Below are 24,413 nucleotides of genomic sequence, written 5' to 3' on the forward strand. Positions count from 1 at the left end.
GCGTGCGGCACCGGCCAATCGAGCCAAGCAAACCACCGAAATACCGGCGGCTGTGATCATATTTCCCGGCATCCGTTATGAGCGGTCCAGCACCGGCGAAGCCCGGCCTGCAGGGCCAGACAAGCCGGGGTCGCCACGGACGCCAGTCCCCCATCACTGAGCAGTCCCCCACTGAGCTTTGCTGAAGCCATGGTGTGGTCCGTCAGGCCCTCTGCTCCGGATCCGCGATCGAGGATCGCGGCTTAGAAATCCTGCAACTCGCAGGAACTCTGATCGAGAAAGCGCGACACGATCGGCTTCCAGCTCTCGTCGGGTACGAAGCTGCGGATGACGAAGATGCCTTCATCGACGGGCGCCTCGACGAAGATCGCTCCCTGAAGATCCTCGGGCAGGTCCTTGCGCACGTCGATCATCTGCGCCGGCGTCAGCACGACGGCATCCAGCTTGCCGCCCGCCGCCGTGTGGTCGTTGAAGGAATAGATGTTGTGACCGCTGCGGTCATAGACCGACACCGACCAGAACGGGACGTCTCCCGGCGCCTTGATCCGGACCATTCCTTCCTCGAGGTCGAAGCGGCAGGCCGTTGCGTAGAACAGCGGGTCGACCGATTTCACCACCGGTGCGCCGCCCGCTTCGGCATCGAGCCGGTTCATCTTGTAGAGATCCGAAGCCATGGAGAGACGCGACCAGGCGTCGCGTTCCGAAAATTCCGGCACCAGAAGCAGGACGACAATGTGGACGATGCCGGCGCCGACGAGGCCGAGCAGGATGGCGTGCAGAAGCCTGCGCAACGCGGAACGCAATCTACGCATCGCAGCCCGCCTTGACGATCCTGGGCAGCGAAACGTCTGACAGGCCGGTGCTGCTGGCGATCGGCGTGTCGTAGAGGGTCAGGACGAAATACATCCGTCCAGAACCGTCGGTCAGCAGCCAGTTGCCCGGCATGGGTTGATGGCCTACGGAAATAATCACGGAATTGTCCGGTTGGCGCAGCACCTCGTAGGACTGAAGAGCCGCAAGCCGCGATTTGCCGGTCTCGACGACGCCGAGCGATTGATCGGCGGCATAAAGCGTCCAGAACCGCGCTGTCGGAAACCCGCCCTCGATCCTGTAGGCGCATTCCCGCTTGAGCTGGTCGCCGGCGGCATCCTTTTCAGCCACGAAGGACAGCCCCTCGGCGCGACCGAGCGCCAGCACGCCCTCACGGGCCACGCGGGCCTTGGAATAGGGGTCCGCGGCCGGTGTGCCGATGTCGGGGAAGGCAGTCCACTGGCCGATCCTGATCGCGCCGACACCGTCCTGGATCTTCAGCGCATACCAGACGCTGGCGCCGCCCCCGCCAATGGCTATGGCAAGCGAAATCAGCATCAGGAAGGCGTTCTTGAGCATGAAGGGCCAGGTGCGCGCGGAATTGCCGTTCGGGGATATCGCGGTGCGGGGCCTTGTGGCAAGCAGGCGTGATGGATTTCCCTGTCGGTCTTGTCTCAGCGGGCGGATATCACAGCGCCGACAACCTTTCGGGTGGAGCGGGGGCGTCGAGTTTGGGGGCCGCCTGGAACATCTGGCTCATGTCCCGCAACGTCTGTGTGGTCCGACTGGACAGCACCGGCGGCCGCTCGGCGGCGGCATCGGCCGCTGCCTGCTCCTCGCTCTTCTTCTGTGCCTCGGCGGCCTTGGCCGCGACCTCCTCGTCGACGAAGGGCTTGTCGATCCCCGGGATCGGCTTCAGGTCGATGTTCTGGTGCGCGTAGACCATCAACCGCTGCCACACCATCGCCGGCAGCGAGCCGCCGGTCATGTTCTTGGTCGGGGTGAAATCGTCATTGCCCAGCCACACGGCCGCCGTGTAGTTGCCGGTGAAGCCGACGAACCAGGCATCGCGGTAGGATTGCGTGGTGCCGGTCTTGCCGGCAACGACGATGTTGGGAATTTGCGCCCGCCGCGCCGTGCCCATCACCGGCACGGCCGCCAGCATGGTGTTCATCGACTTCAGGGCCTGCTCGGACAGGACGCGATGCGGCGGCGGCGCGTCCTTGGTCCAGTCATACACCACGTCGCCGGTGCGGGTTACGAGCTGGGTGATGCCGTGCCGGGAACCGACGAAGCCGTTCTGAGCGAACACGCTGTAGCCCGTCGCTTGGTCCATCACCGTCATGCCCGAGGTGCCGAGCACCATCGTCTTGTGCCCTTCGAGCGGCGATTCCACCCCAAACGATTCCGCCAATGCCTTGATCGGCGCGATGCCGAGATGGTCCTTGGCCAGCCGCACAGGCACGGTGTTGATCGACTTGGCCATCGCCATGATCAGCGTGATGTTGCCCGCCGACTCGCCGCTGTAATTGTGCGGCGACCAGTTGCCCCAGCTGATCGGCCCGCCAGAAATGATCGAGTTCGGCGTGAAGCCGTGTTCCATCGCCGTGGCGTAGACATAGGGCTTGAACGACGAGCCGGTCTGGCGCAGTGCCTTGGTGGCGCGGTTGAACTGGCTGGCGCCGTAATCGCGGCCGCCGACGATCGCCCGCACCGCGCCATTGGTCTCGATGACCACCACGGCCCCTTCGGTGACGTTGTACTCCTTGCCGAACTGGCGCAGGTGGAACTCGACGGACTCCTCCGCCGCCTTCTGGATGTTGGCGTCGAAGGTGGTGTGGGCAACCAGCGAGTGCTGGCCGGGCTTGGCGATCTTCTTGACCTCGTCGAAGGCCCAATCGAGGTAGTAGTCGGGGCTCTTCTGTTCGCCGCGGTCGACGACGTCGGCCGGGTGCAGTCTGGCCTGCAGCACCTGGCCTTCGGTCATGAAGCCGGAATCGACGAGGTTGGACAGCACTACGTTGGCGCGCGCGCGCGCCGCCGGCAGGTTGATATGCGGCGCGTATTTGGTCGGGGCCTTGAACAGGCCGGCCAGCATCGCCGCCTCGGCAAGGTTCAGGTCCTTGACGCTCTTGCCGAAATAGAAGTCCGCCGCCGCCTCTATGCCGAACGTGCCACCGCCCATATAGGCGCGGTCGAGATAGAGCTGCAGGATTTCCTTCTTCGACAGATTGGCCTCCAGCCACAGCGACAGGAACGCCTCCTTGATCTTGCGCTCGAACGTGCGCTCATTGGTCAGGAACAGGTTCTTGGCCAGCTGCTGGGTGATGCTCGAGCCACCCTGGACGACCGAATTCGCCCGCACGTTCTCGAAGATCGCGCGCGACAGGCCGAGCACGTCGATACCGTAATGGTCGAAAAACCGGCGGTCCTCGGTGGCGAGCACCGCCTTGATGACATGGTCCGGCATCTCGTCGACCGGCACGGAATCGCGCTGGATGATGCCGCGCTGGCCGATCTCGTTGCCATAGCGGTCCAGGAAGGTGACGGCGAAGTCGCCCTGGGCGCGCCAGTCGCCGGTGGTATCCTGGAAAGCGGGTATTGCCAGCGCCAGCATCACCACCATGCCGCCGGCGCCGAGTGTAAAACCTTCGCTCAAAAGTTCGATGAAGCCGCGGCGCCAGCCCTTGAGACGGAAGCGCCGCGAGAAGATCGTCGCGGCCTCCCAGAACAGGCGCGCCTTGAACCCGATTTCATAGAGCGAGGAATCGAGCCACGCGTCCAGCGCCAGCAACCAGGCGGCGATCGGACCTCTTCTTCTGCGTGGTTCAGGGCTGACCATTCAAAAAACCCGGCTCGGTTCTGGCGCGACCTGAAAACCGCAAGCGGGCAATTTCAGGGCGGCACCCTGTCCGACTATTCATCCATTTACGGACACTCACAAGGGCGGCGAGGACACAGGGGCACGGTTTGTTGATGCGAAGGGGCAGGGGAGGCCGCCGCGACTTCTAAAACAATGCGCCTGGCCGGTTTCAGGTCGCCGAGATCACCTTGTCCGGGTGGGGCGCGAGGCGGCTGCGATTGTTGCCTGCAGCAGGACCCGTGCGCCGATGATCGCGTCCGCCGGCTCCACATATTCCGCCTCATTGTGGCTCAGCCCGTCACGGCACGGCACGAAGATCATCGCCGCAGGCGCCACACGGGCGATGAACAACGCGTCGTGGAACGCGCCCGATATCATCCGTTTGTAGGTTAATTCCAGGGACTCGGCGGCATCCTCTATGATTTTGATCATATCGGGACAGAACGCTGCACCCGGCATGTCGAACGACCGCCTGATCGTTGCGGAGCAATGCTGGCCGTCCACCTCCGCGGCGCAGACCGCGCGCACCTCAGCCTCGATAGCATCGAGCCGCTCCAGCTGTGGATGCCGCAGATCCACTGTGAAGGTCACGGACTGCGGTATGGCATTGATCGATCCCGGCTGTGCCGATATCCGGCCGACCGTCAGTCGTGCGCTCGCGTCGAGCGGCATGATCGTCGTCTGCAGCCTGTGTATCGCGGCAATCGCGGCGACCATGGGGTCTCTGCGATAGGAAAGGCCAGTCGTGCCGGCGTGACCGGCACTGCCCTCGATGCAAACTTCCAGCCAGCGCGTGCCCTGAACGGCGGTGACGACACCGATCGGCGTCAGCTCTTTTTCGAGCGACGGCCCCTGTTCGATGTGCAATTCGATATAGCCGGATACAGGCATGCCGGTCGGGCGCAGCCTCGCTTCCGGCAAGGCCGCGATCGTCGCTTCGAGTTCCGTTGCGAGGGACGCTCCGTCGACACCGACGATCGATTTCCATGCAGCCGTATCGGTACCGGTGAAGGCCATGGAGCCCATGACGCCCGGCGCGAAGCGGCTGCCTTCTTCATTGGCCCATGCGACCACCTCGATCGGCCGCCTGGCTTCAATCATCGCGTCCTCCAACGCTTCAAGCACCTCGAAGGCGCAAAGCGTGCCGAGCGCGCCGTCGAAGCGTCCGCCGGTCGGCTGGCTGTCGAGATGGCTGCCGATCATGAGGGGCGGCAGCGCGGCATCCGAACCTTCGCGGCGGATGAAGAGGTTCGCGATGCCGTCCTGAAATATCGTGAAGCCGCGCATCAGTGCCAGTTGCGCAAGCAGGCGCCGGGCGCTGCGATCCTCAATGCTGAACGCCTGCCGGTTGACGCCTCCGGCCGGTGTCGCGCCGATGCGGGCGAAGGCGTCGAGCCGTCCGAGCAGCCGCTCGCCATTGATCTCCGGCACCAAAGTCACCGCTTGAGGCCGCCTATGAAGGCTTTCACCCGTTGCGGATCGACCTCATTCCACCAGACTCCGTCATATTTCAGGGAACTGGCGACGATGACGCCATCGACGATGTCGAGGATGTCGTTGGCATTTTCAGGCGTGACTCCGCTGCCAACCAGCGTCGGCAATCCGGCCGCTTCCTTGATCATCCTGATATAGCCGAGGTCAGCGGCGTGGCCGGTGCGCTGGCCGGTGGCGATCACAGCATCGGCATCGAAGAACACCAGATCCTTGACCTGTTCCTCGACCGGCCGGTCGCCAACGATGGCATGGGCGCCATGCTTGACATGGGCATCGGCGAAGATGCGGATGCCATTGGCCCGAAGCTTGGCGCGAAAGCGCATGGCGCGCGCCGCTTCGCCTTCGATGAACCCCTCATTGGCAACATAGGCGTTGGCCCATTGATTGACGCGCACGAAGGCCGCGCCCGAGGCGCTGGCGATCGACAGCGCTGGAATGGAAGCATTGGCGAGCACGTTGATGCCAATCGGCCGGCCCAATTCCCCGCGAATACGGTCGGACACGACGGACATATAGGCGGAAGTTTCCGGCCCGATGTCATCCGGTTTGGCAAACGGCACGTCGCCGTGGTTTTCAACAATCACGCCATCGCAGCCGCCATCGAGATAAGCTTTGGCGTCGTCCAGGCCGCGCTGGTAGATGGCCTCCACCGCCTCGCCATCGTAGCGCGGCGCGCCCGGCAGGGGGGCGAGGTGAACGACGCCGATCACCACCTTGCTCCTGCCGAAGATCGACCGCAGCGCGTCGTCCGTGACTTGTTTGGATCCGATGGCTTTGGGGGATTTTATCATGCGGTTTCCGCTTCCGTCGTTTCCATGAGCGTTTTCATCTCCCGCCTGTCGGGGCAGGATTGGAGAGTGCCGGCGCGTCCGACCGAGATGGCCGCGGCGCGTACCGCGATCCGCGCCGCTTTGGCGAGGTCGATGCCTGCCGCAAGACAACCGGCGAGGCAGCCGCAAAAGACGTCGCCGGCGCCGCTGGTGTCTATCACGGCCACTTTGGGCGCCGCGATCCGTTGGATTTGTCCGCTACCGTAGGCCACCATGCAGCCCTGTGCGCCAAGGGTCACGATCGCAGCACCAGCCCCTTGTTGGATCAAAACGCGGGCCGCCTCGGCAGGCTCCGCGGCTTCGGTCAAAACTGCTGCCTCGCCGGCGTTGGCGATGACCAGGCCGACGTTACACAAATCCGGTGGATGACCGGCCGCCAGTGGGCTTGGATTGAAGATCGTCATGGCTCCCGCGGCGCGCGTGGTCCGCAGGCAAGCGACCGTCACATCCGGATCCAAATTGCCTTGCATCACCACGATGTCACCGCGTTCGATCGATGGCAGGAGATCGCTATTTGCCAGCGGATCGAAAGCCTTTGCGCAACTGGCGCCGGTAACGATGAGGTTCTCGCCACGCCCATCGACCATGACAGTCGATCTGTCGCTGGGCAGTGGCAGCATCGTCAGATGGCTGATGTCGAGCTCTCGGCTGAGTTGTTCTCTTATCCATGCTCCGGCGGCATCGTTGCCGATCGCCGCATGGAAGCGGACATCGGCACCGGTGCGGGCGGTGGCCACCGCCTGGTTCGCTCCCTTGCCGCCAAGTCCGTCGGCGTGTTCGGCAGCGTTCAACGTTTCGCCAGGATGCGGAAACCGGTCCAGCCGAAACGTCGTGTCGACGCAGACATTGCCGACGATATGGAGGTGCATAGCCTAATCCCTGGATGTCGCCCAGCCGAGCATCTGTTCGAACAGCGTCTTGTAGCCGTTCCAGGCGATGAAGCCCGGCGGCAGCCAGTGCGGGCCGACATCCGACGTCCAGGCCAACGTACGGCCCTTGCCGAATTTGCCCGTCACCAGCAGCGGCAGCGAACGGTAGTCGGAAGAAACGGTGGCCAGAACTTCAGCATCGTCTTTGACCGTGACCTCATTGAAGCCGAGCAGGATCGGCCAATCCTTGCCCAGACCTTGGAGGATCGGATGGCTCTGCGGGCCGACAACGACCGGCGCATAGCCCTCCGGAACCTCGATGCGGTCGTCCACCGGCAGGCAGGTGACCGGCAGAACATCCTCCACAGGCGTCTTGTGATAGCGCGCGCCGCCATTGATACCCTGGAAGCTGTAATAGCCGCCGAACATCAAGAGGCCGCCGCCATTGCCAACATAGTCACGCAGCAGGCGCAGCCGGTTCGGCGTCGGCTTGGAGTGGACCCAGGTGTCGGGATGAAGCAGAAGCGTGTTGGCGCCAATATCGGAAAGCACGACCGCGTCGTAGGCCGAAAGCGTCTCCATGGTCTGGGGAAAATTCCGCTGCGCCTCATGCGCTGGCATGAAGGTGACGTCGAATGGACCGTCCTTCAATGCGGCCAACAATTCGTCGGCGCCTGTGTGATAGGTCACGGTTGGAAACTGGTCGAAGCCCTTGATGTGGGTCGCGGTCGAAACCCAGGACTCGCCTGCGAGAAGAACCTTCTTCCTGGACATGCATACTCCTTTATTGCTTAGGGCCGTGGCTCAGAGGCTCGCGGCGAACACGGTCTTTGGATTGTCGATGAGCATGCGGTCGATCGCCGTCTGCTCGACGCCATGGCGTTTCAACCTCGGCACAAAATGCTTGAGGATGAAACCGTAGCCGAAGCCGCCGAAGCGGGTCAGCATGATCTTCAGGAAAACGTCCTGCGACAGCAGGATACGGTCTCCCAGCCCCATCTCGATCAGCGAGCGGATCGCCTGCGCATTCTGCTCGTCGGACGGCGATTGCGCGTCCTGGTCGGCATAATAGAAATCCATGCCGATCATATCGTATTCCAGGAAGGCACCACGCACGGCCAGGCTTTTCTGGTAGGCGAGATCGTTGTGGCTCGGGTTCATATGGCAAAGCACCGTATGCCGGAGATTCGCGCCTTCCGCCTCGACGACATCGAGCACGTCATGCGCCAGCCGCTCCCAGCCGGGCAGATGGATCGTCAGCGGCACGCCGGTGATCCTGGCCGCGCGCGCCGAAGCCCGCAGCGACTTGCGCTCCTCGTCGGTAAAATCCTTGCTGACGCCGACCTCGCCGATGATGCCGGCCATGATTTCGGGCTGCGTCTTCGCGCCGCCGACATCGTTGACCAGGAATTCGGTGACGTCATCGACGTCCATCGCCTTCAGCCAATCGGGGTGGGTGTGCTGCAGGTAGAAGCCTGTTCCCATGACAATACGCAAGCCGGAAGAGCGGGCGATGCGCGCCAGCTTCACCGCATCGCGGCCAATGCCGATATTGGTGGCATCGACCACGGTGTGGCCGCCGAGCGCACGGTATTTCGCCAGTTCCGACAGGGCCAGGTCGCTGTCGTCGAGCGAGACGTTGTCGCGGTTCATGTAGGGGTTCATCCGCAGTTCGCCGATGATCTCCATGCTGACCGGCTGCTCGGCGATCTTCTTCTCGTCGGGATGGCAGGGGCATTTCCAGGATGTCGCGCCGTCGAGCAGGATATGCTCATGCATCAGCGTCACGCCCATATCGGCGATCGCGACCGGGCCGGTAACGGTCATCACCGTGCCGGAATGGACCCCGATCGGCGCCCGTTCCCTCGGCTTGTCGTCGAAAAGGTGATCCATGTCAGCGGCTCCGCACCGCGCCCTTGAACAGGCGGAAATTCAGCCAGATGGCAATGAGGATGATCGTACCGGTGACGATCGGGGTGAGGAACGGCGACATATGCGCCAGGATTAGGCCGTTGCCGATGACCGCGACGGTCAGTGCCCCGAGTACGGTGCCGATGATCGTGCCGCGCCCGCCGAACAGGCTGGTGCCGCCAAGCACCACGGCGGCGATGACGTCGAGTTCGAAGCCCTGGCCGGAGTTCGATGAGCCCGAACCGAGCCGGGCCGCGAGAATGATGCCGGCCGACGCCGCCGCCATGCCCGACAGTACATAGACGAACAGCGTGATGAAGCGCGTGTCGACACCGGCGCGGCGCACCGCCTCGGTGTTGGCTCCGATACCGGTCACATAGCGGCCGAACGGCGTCTGGTTGAAGGCGAGGTAGGCGACAATCAGCACGACAAGGGCGAGCAGCGCCGGCACCGGCACTCCGAGGAACCACGCCCGGCCGATGCTGACGAAAAAGCTCGTCGGCTCGACCGGGATCGAATAGCCACCCGTGATCAGCAGCGCCACGCCGCGGATGACGGAAAGACCGGCCAGCGTGACGATGAAGGCCGGAATGCGCTCATAGGCGATGAAGAAGCCCTGCAAGGCGCCGATCGCCGCGCCCAGCGCCAGCATGGCGACGACGACGAGCGGCCACGGCAGGCCAGCCTGCAGCAGGACGGCTGACAGCGTCGCCGCGAGCGCCAGCACGGAGCCGACCGACAGATCGATGCCGCCGGTGGTGATAACAAAGGTCATGGCTGCCGCGACGATCAACAGCGGGGCCGACTGGCGGACGATGTTGAGCAGATTGGGCGTCGTCAGGAAGGTGCCGGTGATCATCGAAAACACCACGCACACTACGATGAAGAACAGCGCGATGGAGACGACACTGCCATTGGCCAGCGCGACATCCTTCCAGCCGTTCTTGCGGGCGCGTTTGGACGACGGGGCCGCAATATCGGCCGACGGGGAGGTGGCGTTCATGGCTGTACCGCCTCATCACGGCTGGCGCGCGCCGAACGCGCGTTGAATTTCCGGCCGACGATCAGGTTGACGACCTCCTCGATGCTGGTGTCGCCGATTTTTCGTTCGGCGACGTTGCGGCCCTCATACATGACCTGGATACGGTCGCAGACCAGGAACAAATCCTGAAGCCGATGGGTAATCAGGATGACACTGACGCCGCGAGCGCTGACCGTGCGGATAAGCTCCAGCACCGCTTCGACTTCCGCCACGGCAAGAGCCGCGGTCGGTTCGTCCATGATCAGCACCGACGGATCGAAGGAGGCGGCGCGGCCGATGGCGATCGACTGGCGCTGCCCACCGGAGAGGTTCTCGACCTTGAGCCTTGTGTCCGCGATGACGATGCCGAGCCGGTCGAGCATGGTGCGCGTTTGGTCATGCATGCGCCTGTTGTCGAGAAACGGGACGCCGAGGACGTGGCGGCGCGGTTCGCGGCCGAGAAAGAGATTGCCCGCCACATCCACGGTGTCGCAGAGCGAAAGGTCCTGGTAGACCATCTCCACCCGTGAGGCGCGGGCATCCGCCGGCGACGAGAAAGAGACAGCTTTGCCGTCGATCTCGATGGACCCGGAATCCGGAATGACGGCGCCGGACAGGACTTTGCTTAGGGTCGATTTGCCCGCGCCATTGTCGCCGACAAGGCCGAGCACCTCGCCGGGCTTCAGCTGCAGCGAAACATCGTCCAGCGTCTGGATGGGGCCGTATCGTTTGGAAATACCGGTCATCCTGACGCGGTAGGTCTCGCCATCGCTCATCATGGTTCCAGTTCTTAAAGCGCGACATGTTCAATCGGTCGCCGGGCTGCGCAAGCAACCGTCAGGTCGATGCGCGGCCCGGCGGTCTTGGGATACTACTTGAACATGCCCTTGAACTGGCTGACATTTTCCTTGGTCACGATGGTGACCGGAACATTGATGATCGGATCGATCTTCTCGCCCTTCTTGAGCTTGCCGAAGGCCTCGATGGCAGCCTTGCCTTCGCCGGCCGGATCCTGCTGGACGACGGCGATGACCCAGCCCTCTTCTAGACCCTGTACCGCCGACTTGGTCAGATCCCAGCCGAATACCTTTACGTCGCCTGTACGGCCCTGGCTGGTGACGGCGGAAACCGCGCCGAGCAAGGCCGGCTCGCCAGTCGCATAAAGGGTCGTCATGTCGGCATTGGCCGTCATTAGGTTCTCGGAGGCTGACAGCGCCACGTCCTGTACGTTCTGGCCATCGACCGTATCTAGGAAGGTGACTTTCTGGCCGCTATCGGTGACGGCCTTCTTGAAGCCGTCGAGGCGCTGGTTCTGGATGAACGAATTGAGCGCGCCGACGACGCCGATCTTGGCGGTGCCGTTCAGCTTGGTCTTGACGTAGTCGGCATAGAATTTTCCGATATCTTCGCCGGCCTTGGTGTTGTCGACGCCGACGAAGGCGACGTTGTCGCCGTTCGGGATCTGCGCGTCGATGGCGATGACCGGAATGCCGGCGGCTTTTGCCGCTGTGATCGCCGGCTTCACGCCGTTGACATCGATGGCGACGAGGATGATGCCGTCGACCTTCTGGGTGATGTAGTTCTCGATCGCGTCGTTCTGCGCGCTCGGCACATTGTTGGCGTTGAAAATGACGAGGTCGACTCCGGCGGCCTTTGCCGCGGCCGTAGCACCGTCATTGATCTGGTTGAAGAACAGGGCCTGCTGGTTGATGGTGACGAGCGCATAGGTCTCGGCCATGGCGGAAGCAGAGCCGAGGGCGAGGGTCATGGCGATGGCTGCGGCGCAGCCTGAAAGAATCTTGGTAAGACGCATTTCGGTTCCCCTTGATGTTGCAAAAAGGCCCTTGATCGGGCTCACTTGGCACTGAGCGCAAACGGATAATTCAAGATACTTGATTTCTTGTCAAGTCACTTGAATTAGCAGCTTGAACGAAAGAAATGGGGATCAGAATGTCGCCGGCGTGTTGACCCAGAAAATGCTGGCGCGTTCATCGCCGACATTGCGATACCAGTGCGGCAGTTCGGAGTTGAAAACGAAGGAATCTCCGGCCGTCAGGCGAAACGTCTTTTCGCCGACCATCAGTTCGATAGCGCCCTCCAGGAGATAGCCGACTTCCTCGCCAGCATGCTGGATGGGGCCGGCACTTTCACCGCCCGCTTCGATGTGATGGATGTTGCACTGCAGGAGATGGCCCGGCGAATAGGGAATGACGCGCTCGAGCGAAATGCCTTCGCCGCGCCGCAGCGGATCGAGAGCGATCAGCGGTCGCGACCCGGCCCGAAAGACGATGCCTTCCTCGCCGTCGGACTCCTCGAACATCCAGCCGATATTGGTGCCGAGCACCTCGACCAGCCGGTGAAGCATGGGCAGTGAGGGCGAGACCTTGCCGTTTTCGACCTTGGAAAGCAGGCTCTCGGAGCAGTTGGCGGAGGCAGCCAGCGCCTTCAGGGTCAGGCCGTGCGTCTGCCGGGAGAGTTTCAAGCGTGTGCCGAGCCGCAAGAGGCTGGTCGCGGTCGAGCGCTCGTCGCCGTGCTTGCTGTTATGGGTATCGATCTTGTTCATTGGGGTGCGCGAACATCTCCGCTGGTAGGGCTGACTCGTAAAACCGATCCCGGTCGTTGTCCATCCTGCGAAAAACGGACAGCGCGTCGTCGGATAAGGTCAAAGACCAATCCAGGGCCGCCGCCGCGCGCCTCTCCAATGCTCGTGAGAGCGGCGGTCCTCTATGCCGCCTCACGTTTCAGCGCCTGTGCCATGCAATGGATACCGCCGCCGGTCTTGGAGATTTCGCTCATGTCGACTGCCGCGACCTCGAAGCCGCGCGCCTTGAGTTTTTCGATCAGCGTCTTGCTGGACGTCGGCGCGATCACCCGGTCCTTGCCCAGCGACATGAAGTTGCAGCCGAGCGCCATCGTGTCCTGGAAGGGAACGTCGATGATCTCGTGACCCTTGCCCTTCAGCCAGTCGACGATGCCGGGCTCGGTGCAGGCGAGGCAGACGGCGGTGAGCTTTTCGGCGATTGGCACCACCATCAGGTCGATATGGACGTAATATTCGTCGATGAAGGCAATGCGTGTCTCCCAGCCTTCCTTCTCGAACCAGGCCTGCACCTGGCGGGCGCCTTCCTCCTGCGTGCGGGCGCCGCCGCAGCCGATCAGCACCACGCCGTCCTCGATGACATTGAAGTCGCCGCCCTCGAAAGTGCCGGCTGTCACCATGTCATAGATCGGGATGCCGAGCTTTTCAAAGGTGCGGATGGCGGCGTAGTTCTCGCCGCGCCGCCACCAGTTGGCCATGGCGGTGATGATCGCGCCATAAGGCGTCATGACGCTGGAATCGCGGGAATAGACCTGCATCGGCAATTCCGGCGTCGGCTCGTGCCAGTGGATGTTGACGCCGAAATGCTCGTAGGCCGCGACAAGATCCTTGTGCTGCGCCTGCGCGATCTGGACGTTGCAGGGGGCTTCGCGCAGGTGCTTGCGCGACAGCGAGCTGGTCGACAGGTGGCGCAGGAAATTCGGCGATCCGAGCAGCACGTCGGTCAACACATCGGTTTCGTTGGCGAAGCCCCAGACGGTCAGCGGCTTGGTGCCGCCGGCCGGGTTGCGGCGTTGAAGCGAAAACGGCTCGGCGATGATGCGGTCATGGACGGTCATGCGGGTTCTCCTCGTGGGCTCGTTCTAAAGGGTTGCTCAGGTCATGCGTTGCTTGGGATCCACCAGTCGCGGCCGCGCGCGGTGGTGACATATTCCGGCCAGCGGAAGTTGATGGGCGGGTCGTAGTCGCAGAGTGGCGCGATCCAGTTGGAGCCGCCGACGCCACCGCCGGTACGGGTGGTGAACTCGTCCTTTGCCGCGTCGCGGGCGGTCTGGTCCTCGAGCAGGCGCAGCGCCGTCAGCGCGACCGTCTTGGCGGCGCAGATGACCATCGGGTCGATCGTCGCGGGAATGCCACCCAGCGCATTCATCACCCAAGAGGGATATGCGCTGCCATTCGCGGAGCGGAGCGCTGGGCGGGCGACATAGAAGCGGGCGGTCGGCGCGTGCCAGCTCATGTCGGTGTAGTCGTCGGAGGTCGAGTTCACCTGAGAGGGCGGCAGGTCGCGGCGCAGGACTGCCTCGGCCTCTTGTGGCGAAATCAGCCGCTCAAGCTCCTCGATAAAGGGGTTTTCGGTAGCAGTGCCGCCGGCATTGACCTGGATTTCCCGCGCGATCGTTCTGGCGACTTGGTCCCAGCGTGGCGGCCCGACAGTCGACAGGGCTTCATAGGCAATCCCGGCCATGGCGTGGTTCGCGAGCCCAGGCCGCGACTTCGACACCCAGTGCCGCTCGTAGCGGCAGCCGCTGATCGCGGCCGCGGCCGCGGCATTGCGGTCGAGCACCGCCGTTACCTGCTCGGCCATGCCGATGGTGGGCACGCGGATCATGTACTGGATCTCCGCCAGTCCCGCCGGCAGATTGTCGGCCGTGGCCTGGCCGGCCGTCAGGATCGCCTCGCTGATCGACCAGCCGCCCTGGTGCGGCAGCATGGAATCGCGCAACGCCTTGGAGGCCATGTACATGGTCATCAGTGCGTCGTTGGCGCCCGGTGCCCTGACGGCCGAATGCGCCTGCGGGATCGGTGCGCCGTCGCTTGCGCGAACCCAATTTTCGGGTTCGTCGCAGACGAATCGATAGATCATCGCGTAGGCCGCGCCGCAATGCGTGTCCCAGCGCGCGGTATTGCAGAGCGGCAGCATGTAGAAGGGATGGAAGGAGATCATGCCGGCAAGGCCGTCATAGTAGCCTTTTGCCGCATGGATCGGCTTCGAACCGCGCACTTTCTCAGCCGGCTCGCCGGTAAAGCGCAGCGTGCCTTGAATGTCGTGGCGCTGCATGGCGGCTTTGGTGGCGAGCAGGCCGCCGAGACTTGCTATGCCGAGCCCCGAATGCGGGTCGGTATGGCCGCCGGCCTCGGCGCCAAGGCCAGGTCGCGGCTGCCTCACAGTCACGGCGTCCTGGCAATTGCCGGGCACGGCATCATATTCGGCATACATGCCCACTGTCGGTCCGGCACCGTTCGTCCAATGGGCGCAAAAGGCGGTCGGCATGCCGCCCGAGCCTTCCTCGACCGAAAATCCCTCGCGCTTGAGCCGATCGACATACCAGGCGGCCGACTGGTACTCGCGCCAGGCGGTCTCGCCGAAATCGAAGATGGTGCGTGTCCATGCCGACAGCAGGGGCTGGATGCCGTCGAGGCAGGCAAGCGCGGTCTCTTGCGCCGATGTCGTCACCGGTTTGTCCATGCTCTAGAAGAAAGCAGTGAAGCGGCTCGCCAAAAAGTGATATGTTTTCCTGGTTCATGCAAATTCGGTTCACCTCTTGAGAATTCCATCGACACAGGCGCTACGCGCGCTCGACAGTTTTGCCAGGCATGGCAGCGTCTGGCGCGCCGCCGACGAACTGCACCTGACCCGCAGCGCGGTGAGCCACCAATTGCGGCTGCTCGAGCGCGATCTCGGCTTCGATCTGCTGGAGCGCATCGGCAAGGGGGTGGCGCTCACCCCGCGTGGGCAGCGCTATGCCAGCGACGTGCGCAAGGCGCTGACCGTGCTGGGTGACGCGGTGACGCGCGATGCCGGCACTGGCGTCGGCGGCTCGTTCGCCGTCTCTTGTACACCGGGCTTCGCCTCGCTGTTCCTGTGCACCCATATCGGCGAGTTCCGGCAGATGTACCCCGATGTCGCGCTGCGCATCCTGACGCCCCGGCGGCTCGACGATGTCAGCAATGCCGAGGCAGACGCCTTCATCGCATTTGGCGTGGGCAATTGGCCGAACCGTATGGCCGAGCTGTTGTGCGAAATCTCGTTCACCCCGCTCTGCAGCCCGACGCTGCTCAACAAGGTCGGCGGCTTTTCCCGGCCGGCGGACGTGCTGCGCGCCAATCTGCTCCATCTCGACGACACCGAGGATTGGGCACGCTGGCTGGCGCTGTCCAAGGTCGAGAACCCGGACACCGAAGGCGGCATCGTCTTTTCCGACATGAACCTCGTCTTCTCGGCGGCGATTGCCGGGCAGGGGATCGCCATGGGTGACGAACTGACCAGCCGCCGTGCGCTGAGCGAAGGCCGTCTGGTCAGGCCTTTCGACATCGCGATCAATTCGCCGCGCTCCTATTTTCTGGTCTCCGAACACGCCAAGGCCTCGCACCCGGTCCTGCAAGCGTTCGCGGGATGGCTGAGGTCGACTCTCTCCGAGAACCGCATTCAGCCTTATTGAGAGGCAGGGTGGCGCCAGCCCGCCATAGATGAATGAAATTTGCCGATGAGGCGAAAACTATTTGGTTGCGGTGAGCTTCGGCCCTGCCTACGATTTGGCTCAACGGTAAGGATAGAGGCAGGATGCAGCAACCCGGCCGGGCCGCAGAGATCAAGGCAATCGGGATCGGCAAGAGCTTCGGCTCGTTCCGTGCGCTGGACAATCTGACGCTCGACATAGGCCGCGGCGAATTCCTGACGCTGCTTGGGCCCTCCGGCTCCGGCAAGACCACCTTCCTGATGATCCTGGCCGGCTTCGTGCAGCCGACCGAGGGCAGGCTTTTCAGCGACGGCGCCGATATCACCGGCCGCCCGGCCGAGCAGCGTGCCGCCGGCATGGTGTTCCAGGGCTATGCGCTCTTTCCGCATATGAGCGTCGAGGCCAACATCGCCTTCCCGCTCAAGGTCCGCAAGAAATCGGCCGCCGAGATCAAAAAGCGTGTCGGCGAGATGATCGAGCGCGTCGGTCTGGTGGGCCACGAGAAGAAATTGCCCTCGCAGCTTTCCGGTGGCCAGCAGCAGCGCGTCGCGCTGGCCCGGGCGCTGGTGTTCGAGCCGGGCGTGCTCCTGCTCGACGAGCCGTTTTCGGCGCTGGACAAGAGCCTGCGCGGCCAGATGCAGGCAGAGATGAAGCGCCTGCACCAGGAGACTGGCACCACCTTCGTCTTCGTTACCCACGACCAGAGCGAGGCGCTGGCGCTGTCTTCGCGCGTCGCCATCTTCAATCATGGCAAACTGCTGCAGGTCGGCGCGCCGGACGAGGTCTATGACCGGCCGGACAATCGCTTCGTCGCCGAGTTCCTCGGCGAGATCAACATGCTGCCGCTGAAAGGGGTTAAGCCCCTCGACAACGGCTCGACCGGCCTCTGTGAGGACCGCGCGGTCAGCATGCACTGCAAGGCTGAGAAGGTCCGTGGCGACGCCATCCTGGCGATCCGGCCCGAACACATGTCGATAGCGCGCGAGGCCGCCGCGGGAGAGAACGGCATTGCCGCGACGGCAATCGCCTCGACCTACCTGGGGGCGGCGACCAAGCTCGACCTCACCACGCGCCAGGGTGCCAAAGTCACCGTCTCGGTGCCCAACGAGGTCGCGGCGGCGGCGCTCAGCAAGGGCAACTCCGTGTGGCTGACATGGCCGGCGGAAAAGGGTTTCCTCCTTCCGGACGGAGGACAATGAGCGCCGGCGCGGCCTGATCCGCCGCACCGGCTTCCGGAATTAAAATCAACGAAAACAAAGGGGAACTGACATGAACGACACCAAGAAACAGACCATCGAAACGCTGTCCGAAAGGACGAGGCGCGGCGAGATCTCGCGTCGTCAATTCACGCAACTCGCTGCCCTCGTGCTCGCCGGCACGCCGATGCTGCTGCGCTCGACCGGCGCCTTTGCCGCAGCGAAGGAACTTGTGCTGGTCAACTGGGGCGGCGATGCCATCACGGCCTACGACGCGGCCTATGGCCAGGCCTTCACCAAGGACACCGGCATCACCGTCAAGATGGACGGCTCGGGCCCGACCGAAGGCGCTATCGCCGCGCAATCCAAGAGCGGCGCCCCGACCTGGGACCTGGTCGACGTCGACCCGTTCTCGGCCATTACACTCGGCGCCCAAGGCATGCTCGAGCCGATCGACTACAACATAGTCGACAAGAAGAAGATGCGGCCGGGCTTCGGCTGGGACTATGCCGCCTCGACCTATTTCTTCTCCTATGTCATCGCCTACGATTCCGAGAAATACGGCAAGGATGCACCGACCGGCATGGCCGATTTCTTCGATGTGAAGAAATTCCCGGGCAAGCGTTCGCTCTACAAATGGGGCGTGTCGAGCTGGGAAGCGGCCCTTTTGGCCGACGGCGTCGCGCCGGCTTCGCTCTACCCGCTCGACCTAAAACGTGCGCATGACAAGATATCGGCCTTCAAGGAAAACGTCGTCGCCTATTGGGGCGGCGGCGCCGAGAGCCAGAGCGTGCTGCTCAATGGCGAAGCCTCGATGGCGATCGTCTGGTCGACGCGCGCCTCGCTGATCGAGCAGGATTCCGGCGGCAAGATAAAGTTCATCTGGGACCAGGGCCTGATCTCGCCCGGCGCGCTGGCCGTGCTCAAGAACAACCCAGGCGGCAAGGATGCGGCGATGAAGTTCATCGCCAGCGCCCAGGATCCGGAAAAGCAGCTCGTCATGTTCGACAAGCTCGGCCAGGGCCCGGCCAATCCGGCGACTGACGCGCTGATCCCCGCCGACAAGAAGCGCATCAACCCCGTCGATCCCGAGAACATGAAGAAGCAGATCGCGCTCGACATGGACTGGTACGCCAAGAACTATGGGCCGGCGCTCGACGAATACACCAAGATCATCTCCGCCTGAGCGGCGGCGATGCTGATCTGACATGAGAGGCGTTCTCTCCGACAGGATGGGCGCGGCGCTGTTGATGGCGCCGCTGCTCCTTTTTCTCGGCCTTGCCTATGCCTGGCCATTTCTCGGCGTGGTGAAATGGAGTTTCACCTTGCCGACGCCCGGGCTTGGCCAGTACCAGGCATTGCTCACCGACGATCTGGTCCAGTCGGTGTTCATCCGCACGCTACGCATCGCCGCGATTGTCACTATTGTGTCGGTCGCCGCCGCCTATGCCATCACGCTCGTCTGGGTTCGCGGCAGCCCGGCGCAACGTCTCATCGCCGAATTCTGCATCTTGGTGCCGTTCTGGATCTCGGTGCTGACACGCGCCTTCGGCTGGGTGGCGCTTCTGTCCAATCGCGGCCTGATCAACACCTGGCTGCAGTCGATCGGTTTTATCTCCGAACCGCTGACTTTGGTGCGCAACGAATTCGGCGTCATTGTCGGCATGACGCATTTCCTCATTCCTTTCGCCGTCTTTCCGCTGGCCTCGGCCATGCGCAGCCTTGACGACCGTGTGCTGCTCGCCGCGCGCGGCCTCGGCTCCAGCCGCATGCGCACCTTCTGGACGGTGTTCGTGCCGATGACGCGCTCCGGCATTATCGGCTCCGCGATGATCGTGTTTGTCTTCTCGCTCGGTTTCTTCGTCACGCCGGCGATTCTCGGTGGCGGGCGCAGCGTGATGATCGCCGAACTGATCTATCTCAGGATATTCCAGAGCCCGGACTGGGGGCTGGGGGCTGCGATCAGCGTCGTGCTGGTATTGTTCGTCGGCGCGCTGATGGCGCTCTTGTTCCGTTATGTCAGACCGAAGCAGCTGATCTGATGCCGACTTATCGCCCCGGTCCTGTCTCGCTGGTTGTCGCCGCCCTGGTGGCGTTGTTCCTGCTGTTGCCGCTGCTGGCCGTCATTCCCGTGTCGCTAACGCCGAGCCGCATGCTGGCTATGCCGACCGGGGAATTGTCGTTGCGCCACTACCGATCGCTGATCGAGGATCCGCGCTGGCTCCAGTCGATCCTGCTTTCGATCCGGATCGGCATCGTCAGCAGCGCCATTTCAACTGTGCTGGCGCTCTGCTTCAGCCTCGGCGTCTGGATGTTCCAGCCGCGCTTCACCGCGACCCTGGTCGGCTTCGTGCTGTTGCCGATGGTGGTGCCGCCGGTGGTTTCGGCGGTCACGCTGTATTTCCTGCTCACCTCGATCTCGGGCGTCAGTTCCTTCTTTGGCTACGACACCTGGCTTGGCGTTGCGATGGCGCATTCGGTGATGACGGTGCCGTTCGCGACGGTGCTGATCCTGGTCTCGCTTAGCCAGCTAGACCGACGCATCGACCTTGCCGCGCGGGGGCTTGGCGCAAGTGTCTGGGAGCGCGCCACGCGCGTCATCATGCCCAACATCAAGTTCGGCATCGTCACCGCGGCACTGCTGTCTTTCGTGCTGTCCTGGGAAGAGATCGGCGTCACCTTGTTCATCACCTCGGTCAACGCCATCACGCTGCCGCGCCTGATGTGGATGGGACTACGCGACAACATCGACCCGGCGATCGCTGCACTGTCCGTGATTTTGATCATCATCACCGTGCTGGTTCTGGCGGTGAGGAGCGTCGTGGTCAGGCTGAACCGGGGGAGCAAGCCGCTCTAGACGAACCGCACCGAGACTTTGCCAAACCTGCCCAAATCGCCAATGACTTCGTCACCGGCGGCGACGCTGATCGGTGTCACGCAAGTTCCGGTGATCACCACCTGTCCCGGCTGGAGCGCTATGCCAAGCCCCGACAGCTCATTGACGATCCATGTGAGCGCGATACGCGGGTCTCCCAATACAGCCGCGCCCGTTCCATCGTGCCGCGACTTACCCGAAACGAGACCGGTCACGGGGTGCTCCGCGAGGTTCACGTCGCGCCAATCACCTTCCGCGGGCTGGCCGATGACAAACAGATTGGCGCAGGCATTGTCCGCGATCAACTGCGGCGCGCCGACAGCGCGGAAATCATCATATCGTGAGTCCGGTATTTCGATCGCCGGATGCAAGGTCGCCACGGCGTCCATGACTTGAGCGATTTCATAAGGTGCCGCGCGAGGTGGGATCTGGCGGCTGAAACGGAACGCGAATTCGACCTCGGCGACCCGCATCTTGCTGGTCGCGAGCGAGACGATCCCGCCGATCTCGACCGCTTTTTCGGCAAGCAGACGCCCGGCCATCGGGCCATCGACATTGATATGCCTTTGACCGGCGAGGCTGGTTGCCGCGATCTTCCAGCCGAAAAGCGGGGCCGCCGAACGCTCCATGACATGCGACTGGATGGCGTAACCTTCGGTGCGCGTTTTCGGCCGCAGTTCCTCGGGTATGGCGTCGAGATGGGTGCCATTGTCCCAATGGCCTACCAGCAGACGTGACGCGGCCCTGGCCTTTTCTGTATCGAGCATGGTCAGCTCCGGAAACCGGGAAATGCCCTCTGTCCGGCCAAGCCGGCAAGGAACATTCCGTCGCATGGACCAGCCTATATGGGGCAAGATCGCGTGACCAGACAATCGGAGGCAAGCTCATGGTCAATCTGCCAGGCTCTACCGCGCCGGCTGACGAGATTGTCGGCAAGTCGTATTTTCGAGATCATCGGCGTTCACAATTCCGATGACGAATCGCCATCGTCTTCGCGTGGCGAACCGCTATATCTGAGAAGGGATGCGAACATGGGCAGGCTTTACGAAAAGCATTGTCGATGGCGCAACGGCTTAAGGAAATGGACGATGACCGCGCCCGGCGATTTGCAGCAGGCCCTGTTTCTGAGACTGAAAAGCGATGCGTCGCTATCGGCGCTGCTGGGCGGCGCCGGACTGCTCGAGCGGGCAACCGACAACGTAGCCTTTCCTTATGTGACTTCAGGCCAGACGTCTGCCTTCGAATGGGACACCGGCGCCGAGAACAACGACGACCAGCTGATCACGCTGCATGTCTGGTCGAAGGCGCATGGCGAGGCCGAGACGCGGGCGATCATGGATGCCATCAAGGCGCGGCTTGCCGGAGCGGTGTTGGTTATAGGCCCGCGTGGCCAGACGCGGCTGTCGCTGGAATTCAGCGAGGCGCGCTATGATGAGGAACTCCTTGTCCACCATGGGCTGCTGCGATTCCGTGCGCTGACGCAGGAAAACGCGTGACGCACTTTCAATATCACCGAAACGGAGTCTAGATTGAGCTTTCGCGGGTCTCACTGGCGGGGCGGTGAAATCCAAGGTGTCTGTCTCGCGTTGCAGAGGGGTGGCGAGCATGGTTTCAGCGCGGTTCACTGTTCATTTCACGTTCAGCACCGATGCGTTACAACGCGGGTCATGAAAACGCTTCGCTTCCATTTCCGAACCGCGACCCTGGCGCTTAGTGCCGCCGGGCTGTTTGCGTGGCAGGCAATGGCGATACCGGTCATCGAGCCCGATCAGGCCAGCCCGATCGTCCTGACTGCATCCGACTGCTATGCGATCGGTCAGCAGGTGGCTCAGCAGAATGGCGGAACGCTCGCCAAGGCCTCGGCATCGACGCGTGGCGGTCAGCCGGTCTGCGTCATCGTCGTGCTCGTGCCCGGCAAGGACGGACAACGTCCGCGCCGCTCCGAAATCGTCGTTCCACAGAACTGACCGGTCTCCCTCCGTTTCCCAGGCCGGCGGAATCGGCCTATACCTGAAATCTTCAATCAACAGGCATTGGTCCCCGTATGCGCGTACTCGTCGTCGAGGATGACAAGGATCTCAACCGGCAGATCTCGGATGCGCTGGTCGATGCCGGCTATGTCGTCGATCGTGCCTTCGACGGCGAGGAGGGCCATTTCCTCGGCGACACAGAGCCTTACGATGCCGTTGTGCTCGACATCGGCCTGCCGCAGATGGACGGCATCAGCGTGGTCGAGCGCTGGCGTCGCGGCGGCCGCAAAATGCCGGTGCTGATCCTGACCGCTCGTGACCGCTGGAGCGACAAGGTCTCCGGCATCGACGCGGGCGCCGACGACTACGTCACCAAGCCGTTCCACATCGAGGAGGTGCTGGCGCGCGTCAGGGCCCTGATCCGCCGCGCGGCCGGCCACGCCTCGTCGGAACTGACCTGCGGGCCGCTGCGTCTCGACACCAAGGCTTCGAAAGCCGATGTCAACGGCGTGCCGCTGAAATTGACGTCGCACGAATTCCGGCTGCTTGCCTATCTGATGCACCACATGGGCGAGGTCGTTTCGCGCACCGAACTGGTCGAGCATCTCTACGACCAGGACTTCGACCGTGATTCCAACACCATCGAGGTCTTTGTCGGGCGGTTGCGCAAGAAGATGGGCATCGACATGATCGAAACGGTACGCGGCATGGGCTACCGCATGCGTGAGCCGGAGGCGTAAGGCGGAACCGCTCCCCACCAACCTGACCGTGGACGGACGGCTCTCGCTGCGCGCGTGGCCGCGCTCGCTGACGTTCCGCGTCATCGCCTTCTCCACGGTGTGGGCGATCCTGACCCTGGTCGTTATCTTCACCCTGATCACCACCCTCTACCGGCAGGCCAGCGAGCGGGGCTTCGACAGCCTGTTGTCGGCGCATCTGTTCAACCTGATCGGCTCCATCGGCATCTCCGACAGCGGCGCGTTGACGGGCTCCCCCGATCTTGGCGATCTCCGTTTCTCGGAACCGAATTCGGGCTGGTACTGGTCCGTCGAGCCCGCCTCGGAAGGCGTTCACGGCGATCTTCACTCGTCGTCGATGACCCGGACCATCCCGTCGCCGGACGTGGCGGATGTTCCCTTCAACGCCAATTTCCAGCGCAGCTATGCCGCGCAAGGCATCAATGGCGAGGAACTGGTGGTATTCGAAAGCGAATTCGTTCTCGACGCGAAGAACCGCGCCGCGCGCTTCCGCGTCATGGGCAACAAGACCGAGTTGGAGCAGGAAATAGGAACGTTCCAACGCCGCTTGCTGACCTATCTCAGCCTGTTCGGCATCGGCATGATCGCCATCAACGCCATTGCCATCCTGCTCGGGCTGCAGCCGCTGCGCCGGGTCCGGAACGCGCTTGCCATGGTGCGGGAGGGCACCGCACAGAAGCTCGACGGCCGCTTCCCGGCCGAGATCGAACCGCTAGCCAACGAAACCAACGCGCTGATTGAAAACAACAAACGCATCGTGGAGCGCTCTCGGACCCAGGTCGGCAACCTCGCCCATTCCCTGAAGACACCGCTCGCCGTTCTGCTCAACGAGGGCCGGGCGCTTGGCGGCGCCAAGGGACAGTTGATCGCCGAGCAGGCCGCCTCCATGCAAAAGCAGATCGACCATTACCTGCAGCGTGCCCGCGTCGCGGCGCAGCGCGACAGCGTCGTCTATCGCACGCCGGTGGCACCGCTGGTGCAGCGCATGGTGCGCGTTTTGCAGAAGCTGAACCCGCAGACCAGCCTTTCGCTGTCGCTGCCGGCCACCGAGATCGTCTTTGCCGGCGAACGCGAGGACCTCGAGGAACTGCTTGGCAATCTTCTCGAAAATGCGGTGAAATGGGCAAGGAGTGCTGTCGCGGTCTCGGTCGTGCCCTTGGCCGGCAAGGATGAGAGCCTGTTCGAGATCAGCATCGAGGATGACGGACCGGGTATTCCCGAGGACAGGGCCCGTGAAGCGCTGAAGCGGGGGCGGCGCCTCGATGAGACCAAGCCTGGGACAGGCCTGGGCCTTGCCATTGTCGCCGATCTCGTCAACGAGTATGGAGGCGCCCTGGCGCTCGATCGGTCCGGCATGGGCGGACTGAAGGCGGCGGTGCGATTGCGGAGCCTGCAGTAATGCTACCCAAGCCAATCGGCAGCAATGGAAGGCGCATGTTGTGGCGGCATATCGATTGAGCCCGGAGCAGCCGCCAGCGGCCAAATTTCCGACAAATATCAACACTATCGCCACGCCTACTTTCTCCGATGACGCGGCCCC

The 24,413-nt window shown here is 63.1% G+C and carries 24 protein-coding genes; 9 read left to right on the plus strand and 15 right to left on the minus strand.

Features of this window, described 5'->3' with window-relative positions:
• Positions 1-242: 242 nt before the first annotated feature.
• From AC3CB8_RS15310 to AC3CB8_RS15375, 14 genes are all read right to left on the minus strand, one after another.
• Positions 243-812, minus strand: coding sequence for a DUF1254 domain-containing protein (locus AC3CB8_RS15310; protein WP_352548139.1), 570 nt, complete (start codon positions 810-812; stop codon positions 243-245).
• Positions 805-1,389 (minus strand): DUF1214 domain-containing protein, encoded by a 585-nt coding sequence (locus tag AC3CB8_RS15315; protein ID WP_023794927.1) that lies wholly within the window; start codon positions 1,387-1,389, stop codon positions 805-807. The genes AC3CB8_RS15310 and AC3CB8_RS15315 overlap by 8 nt, the downstream gene beginning before the upstream one ends.
• Before the next feature lie 109 nt (positions 1,390-1,498).
• Complete coding sequence (locus AC3CB8_RS15320) at positions 1,499-3,652, minus strand: transglycosylase domain-containing protein (RefSeq protein ID WP_023794926.1); 2,154 nt, start codon at positions 3,650-3,652, stop codon at positions 1,499-1,501.
• A gap of 204 nt (positions 3,653-3,856) precedes the next feature.
• Positions 3,857-5,113: a Zn-dependent hydrolase gene (locus AC3CB8_RS15325; RefSeq protein ID WP_023771569.1), complete on the minus strand. Its 1,257-nt coding sequence runs from the start codon at positions 5,111-5,113 to the stop codon at positions 3,857-3,859.
• Positions 5,110-5,958, minus strand: a complete 849-nt coding sequence (locus AC3CB8_RS15330) for a BtpA/SgcQ family protein (protein ID WP_023771570.1) — start codon at positions 5,956-5,958, stop codon at positions 5,110-5,112. Before AC3CB8_RS15330 ends, AC3CB8_RS15325 begins: the two co-directional genes overlap by 4 nt.
• Positions 5,955-6,866 (minus strand): ribokinase, encoded by a 912-nt coding sequence (locus AC3CB8_RS15335; RefSeq protein WP_352564988.1) that lies wholly within the window; start codon positions 6,864-6,866, stop codon positions 5,955-5,957. The genes AC3CB8_RS15330 and AC3CB8_RS15335 overlap by 4 nt, the downstream gene beginning before the upstream one ends.
• Positions 6,867-6,869: 3 nt before the next feature.
• Entirely contained in the window at positions 6,870-7,640 is a 771-nt protein-coding gene (locus AC3CB8_RS15340; protein WP_023771572.1) for a glutamine amidotransferase, read from the minus strand.
• 30 nt (positions 7,641-7,670) lie between these two features.
• Positions 7,671-8,759 carry a phosphotriesterase family protein gene (locus AC3CB8_RS15345; protein ID WP_352564990.1) on the minus strand — a complete coding sequence of 363 codons (1,089 nt, stop codon included), beginning with the start codon at positions 8,757-8,759 and terminating at the stop codon, positions 7,671-7,673.
• Position 8,760: 1 nt separating this feature from the next.
• Entirely contained in the window at positions 8,761-9,780 is a 1,020-nt protein-coding gene (locus AC3CB8_RS15350) for an ABC transporter permease (RefSeq protein WP_352564992.1), read from the minus strand.
• Complete coding sequence (locus AC3CB8_RS15355) at positions 9,777-10,577, minus strand: ATP-binding cassette domain-containing protein (RefSeq protein ID WP_435053045.1); 801 nt, start codon at positions 10,575-10,577, stop codon at positions 9,777-9,779. The genes AC3CB8_RS15350 and AC3CB8_RS15355 overlap by 4 nt, the downstream gene beginning before the upstream one ends.
• A 92-nt stretch (positions 10,578-10,669) precedes the next feature.
• Complete coding sequence (locus AC3CB8_RS15360) at positions 10,670-11,611, minus strand: ABC transporter substrate-binding protein (protein WP_023771576.1); 942 nt, start codon at positions 11,609-11,611, stop codon at positions 10,670-10,672.
• Positions 11,612-11,743: 132 nt separating this feature from the next.
• The gene (locus AC3CB8_RS15365) at positions 11,744-12,361 is read right to left on the minus strand and encodes a cupin domain-containing protein (RefSeq protein WP_352564994.1); all 618 of its coding nucleotides are present in this window, start codon (positions 12,359-12,361) and stop codon (positions 11,744-11,746) included.
• Positions 12,362-12,522: 161 nt separating this feature from the next.
• Positions 12,523-13,455 carry a dimethylarginine dimethylaminohydrolase family protein gene (locus AC3CB8_RS15370; protein ID WP_352564996.1) on the minus strand — a complete coding sequence of 311 codons (933 nt, stop codon included), beginning with the start codon at positions 13,453-13,455 and terminating at the stop codon, positions 12,523-12,525.
• Positions 13,456-13,496: 41 nt separating this feature from the next.
• Positions 13,497-15,083, minus strand: a complete 1,587-nt coding sequence (locus AC3CB8_RS15375) for a zinc-binding metallopeptidase family protein (protein WP_352564998.1) — start codon at positions 15,081-15,083, stop codon at positions 13,497-13,499.
• 76 nt (positions 15,084-15,159) lie between these two features.
• Here AC3CB8_RS15375 and AC3CB8_RS15380 point away from each other — a divergent pair, with 76 nt between their 5' ends.
• The 5 genes from AC3CB8_RS15380 to AC3CB8_RS15400 all read left to right on the plus strand — a co-directional run bounded on the left by AC3CB8_RS15380 (position 15,160) and on the right by AC3CB8_RS15400 (position 20,127).
• Positions 15,160-16,056: a LysR substrate-binding domain-containing protein gene (locus AC3CB8_RS15380; RefSeq protein ID WP_023771579.1), complete on the plus strand. Its 897-nt coding sequence runs from the start codon at positions 15,160-15,162 to the stop codon at positions 16,054-16,056.
• Positions 16,057-16,178: 122 nt separating this feature from the next.
• Complete coding sequence (locus AC3CB8_RS15385) at positions 16,179-17,273, plus strand: ABC transporter ATP-binding protein (RefSeq protein ID WP_023784308.1); 1,095 nt, start codon at positions 16,179-16,181, stop codon at positions 17,271-17,273.
• A 70-nt stretch (positions 17,274-17,343) separates the two neighbouring features.
• Positions 17,344-18,456, plus strand: a complete 1,113-nt coding sequence (locus tag AC3CB8_RS15390) for an ABC transporter substrate-binding protein (RefSeq protein ID WP_023784309.1) — start codon at positions 17,344-17,346, stop codon at positions 18,454-18,456.
• A 22-nt stretch (positions 18,457-18,478) separates the two neighbouring features.
• On the plus strand, positions 18,479-19,312 hold the full coding sequence (locus AC3CB8_RS15395) for an ABC transporter permease (RefSeq protein ID WP_023784310.1): 834 nt from the start codon (positions 18,479-18,481) through the stop codon (positions 19,310-19,312).
• A complete protein-coding gene (locus tag AC3CB8_RS15400) occupies positions 19,312-20,127 on the plus strand; it encodes an ABC transporter permease (RefSeq protein ID WP_023784311.1) in 816 nt (271 codons plus the stop codon). Before AC3CB8_RS15395 ends, AC3CB8_RS15400 begins: the two co-directional genes overlap by 1 nt.
• Here AC3CB8_RS15400 and AC3CB8_RS15405 read toward each other — a convergent pair.
• Entirely contained in the window at positions 20,124-20,912 is a 789-nt protein-coding gene (locus tag AC3CB8_RS15405; RefSeq protein WP_023784312.1) for a 2-keto-4-pentenoate hydratase, read from the minus strand. The two genes, AC3CB8_RS15400 and AC3CB8_RS15405, sit on opposite strands and share 4 nt — an antisense overlap.
• 321 nt (positions 20,913-21,233) lie before the next feature.
• Between AC3CB8_RS15405 and AC3CB8_RS15410 the strand changes: the two genes are divergently transcribed.
• The 4 genes from AC3CB8_RS15410 (at position 21,234) to AC3CB8_RS15425 (ending at position 24,272) form a co-directional block, all read left to right on the plus strand.
• On the plus strand, positions 21,234-21,641 hold the full coding sequence (locus AC3CB8_RS15410) for a DUF3168 domain-containing protein (protein WP_023784313.1): 408 nt from the start codon (positions 21,234-21,236) through the stop codon (positions 21,639-21,641).
• 171 nt (positions 21,642-21,812) lie between these two features.
• Positions 21,813-22,112, plus strand: coding sequence for a hypothetical protein (locus tag AC3CB8_RS15415; protein WP_023784314.1), 300 nt, complete (start codon positions 21,813-21,815; stop codon positions 22,110-22,112).
• A gap of 77 nt (positions 22,113-22,189) precedes the next feature.
• Positions 22,190-22,855, plus strand: coding sequence for a response regulator transcription factor (locus AC3CB8_RS15420; protein WP_015318627.1), 666 nt, complete (start codon positions 22,190-22,192; stop codon positions 22,853-22,855).
• Positions 22,839-24,272: an ATP-binding protein gene (locus AC3CB8_RS15425; protein WP_023784315.1), complete on the plus strand. Its 1,434-nt coding sequence runs from the start codon at positions 22,839-22,841 to the stop codon at positions 24,270-24,272. The genes AC3CB8_RS15420 and AC3CB8_RS15425 overlap by 17 nt, the downstream gene beginning before the upstream one ends.
• The last annotated feature ends 141 nt before the right edge of the window (positions 24,273-24,413 follow it).

The sequence above is a fragment of the Mesorhizobium sp. P160927 genome (assembly GCF_057766385.1).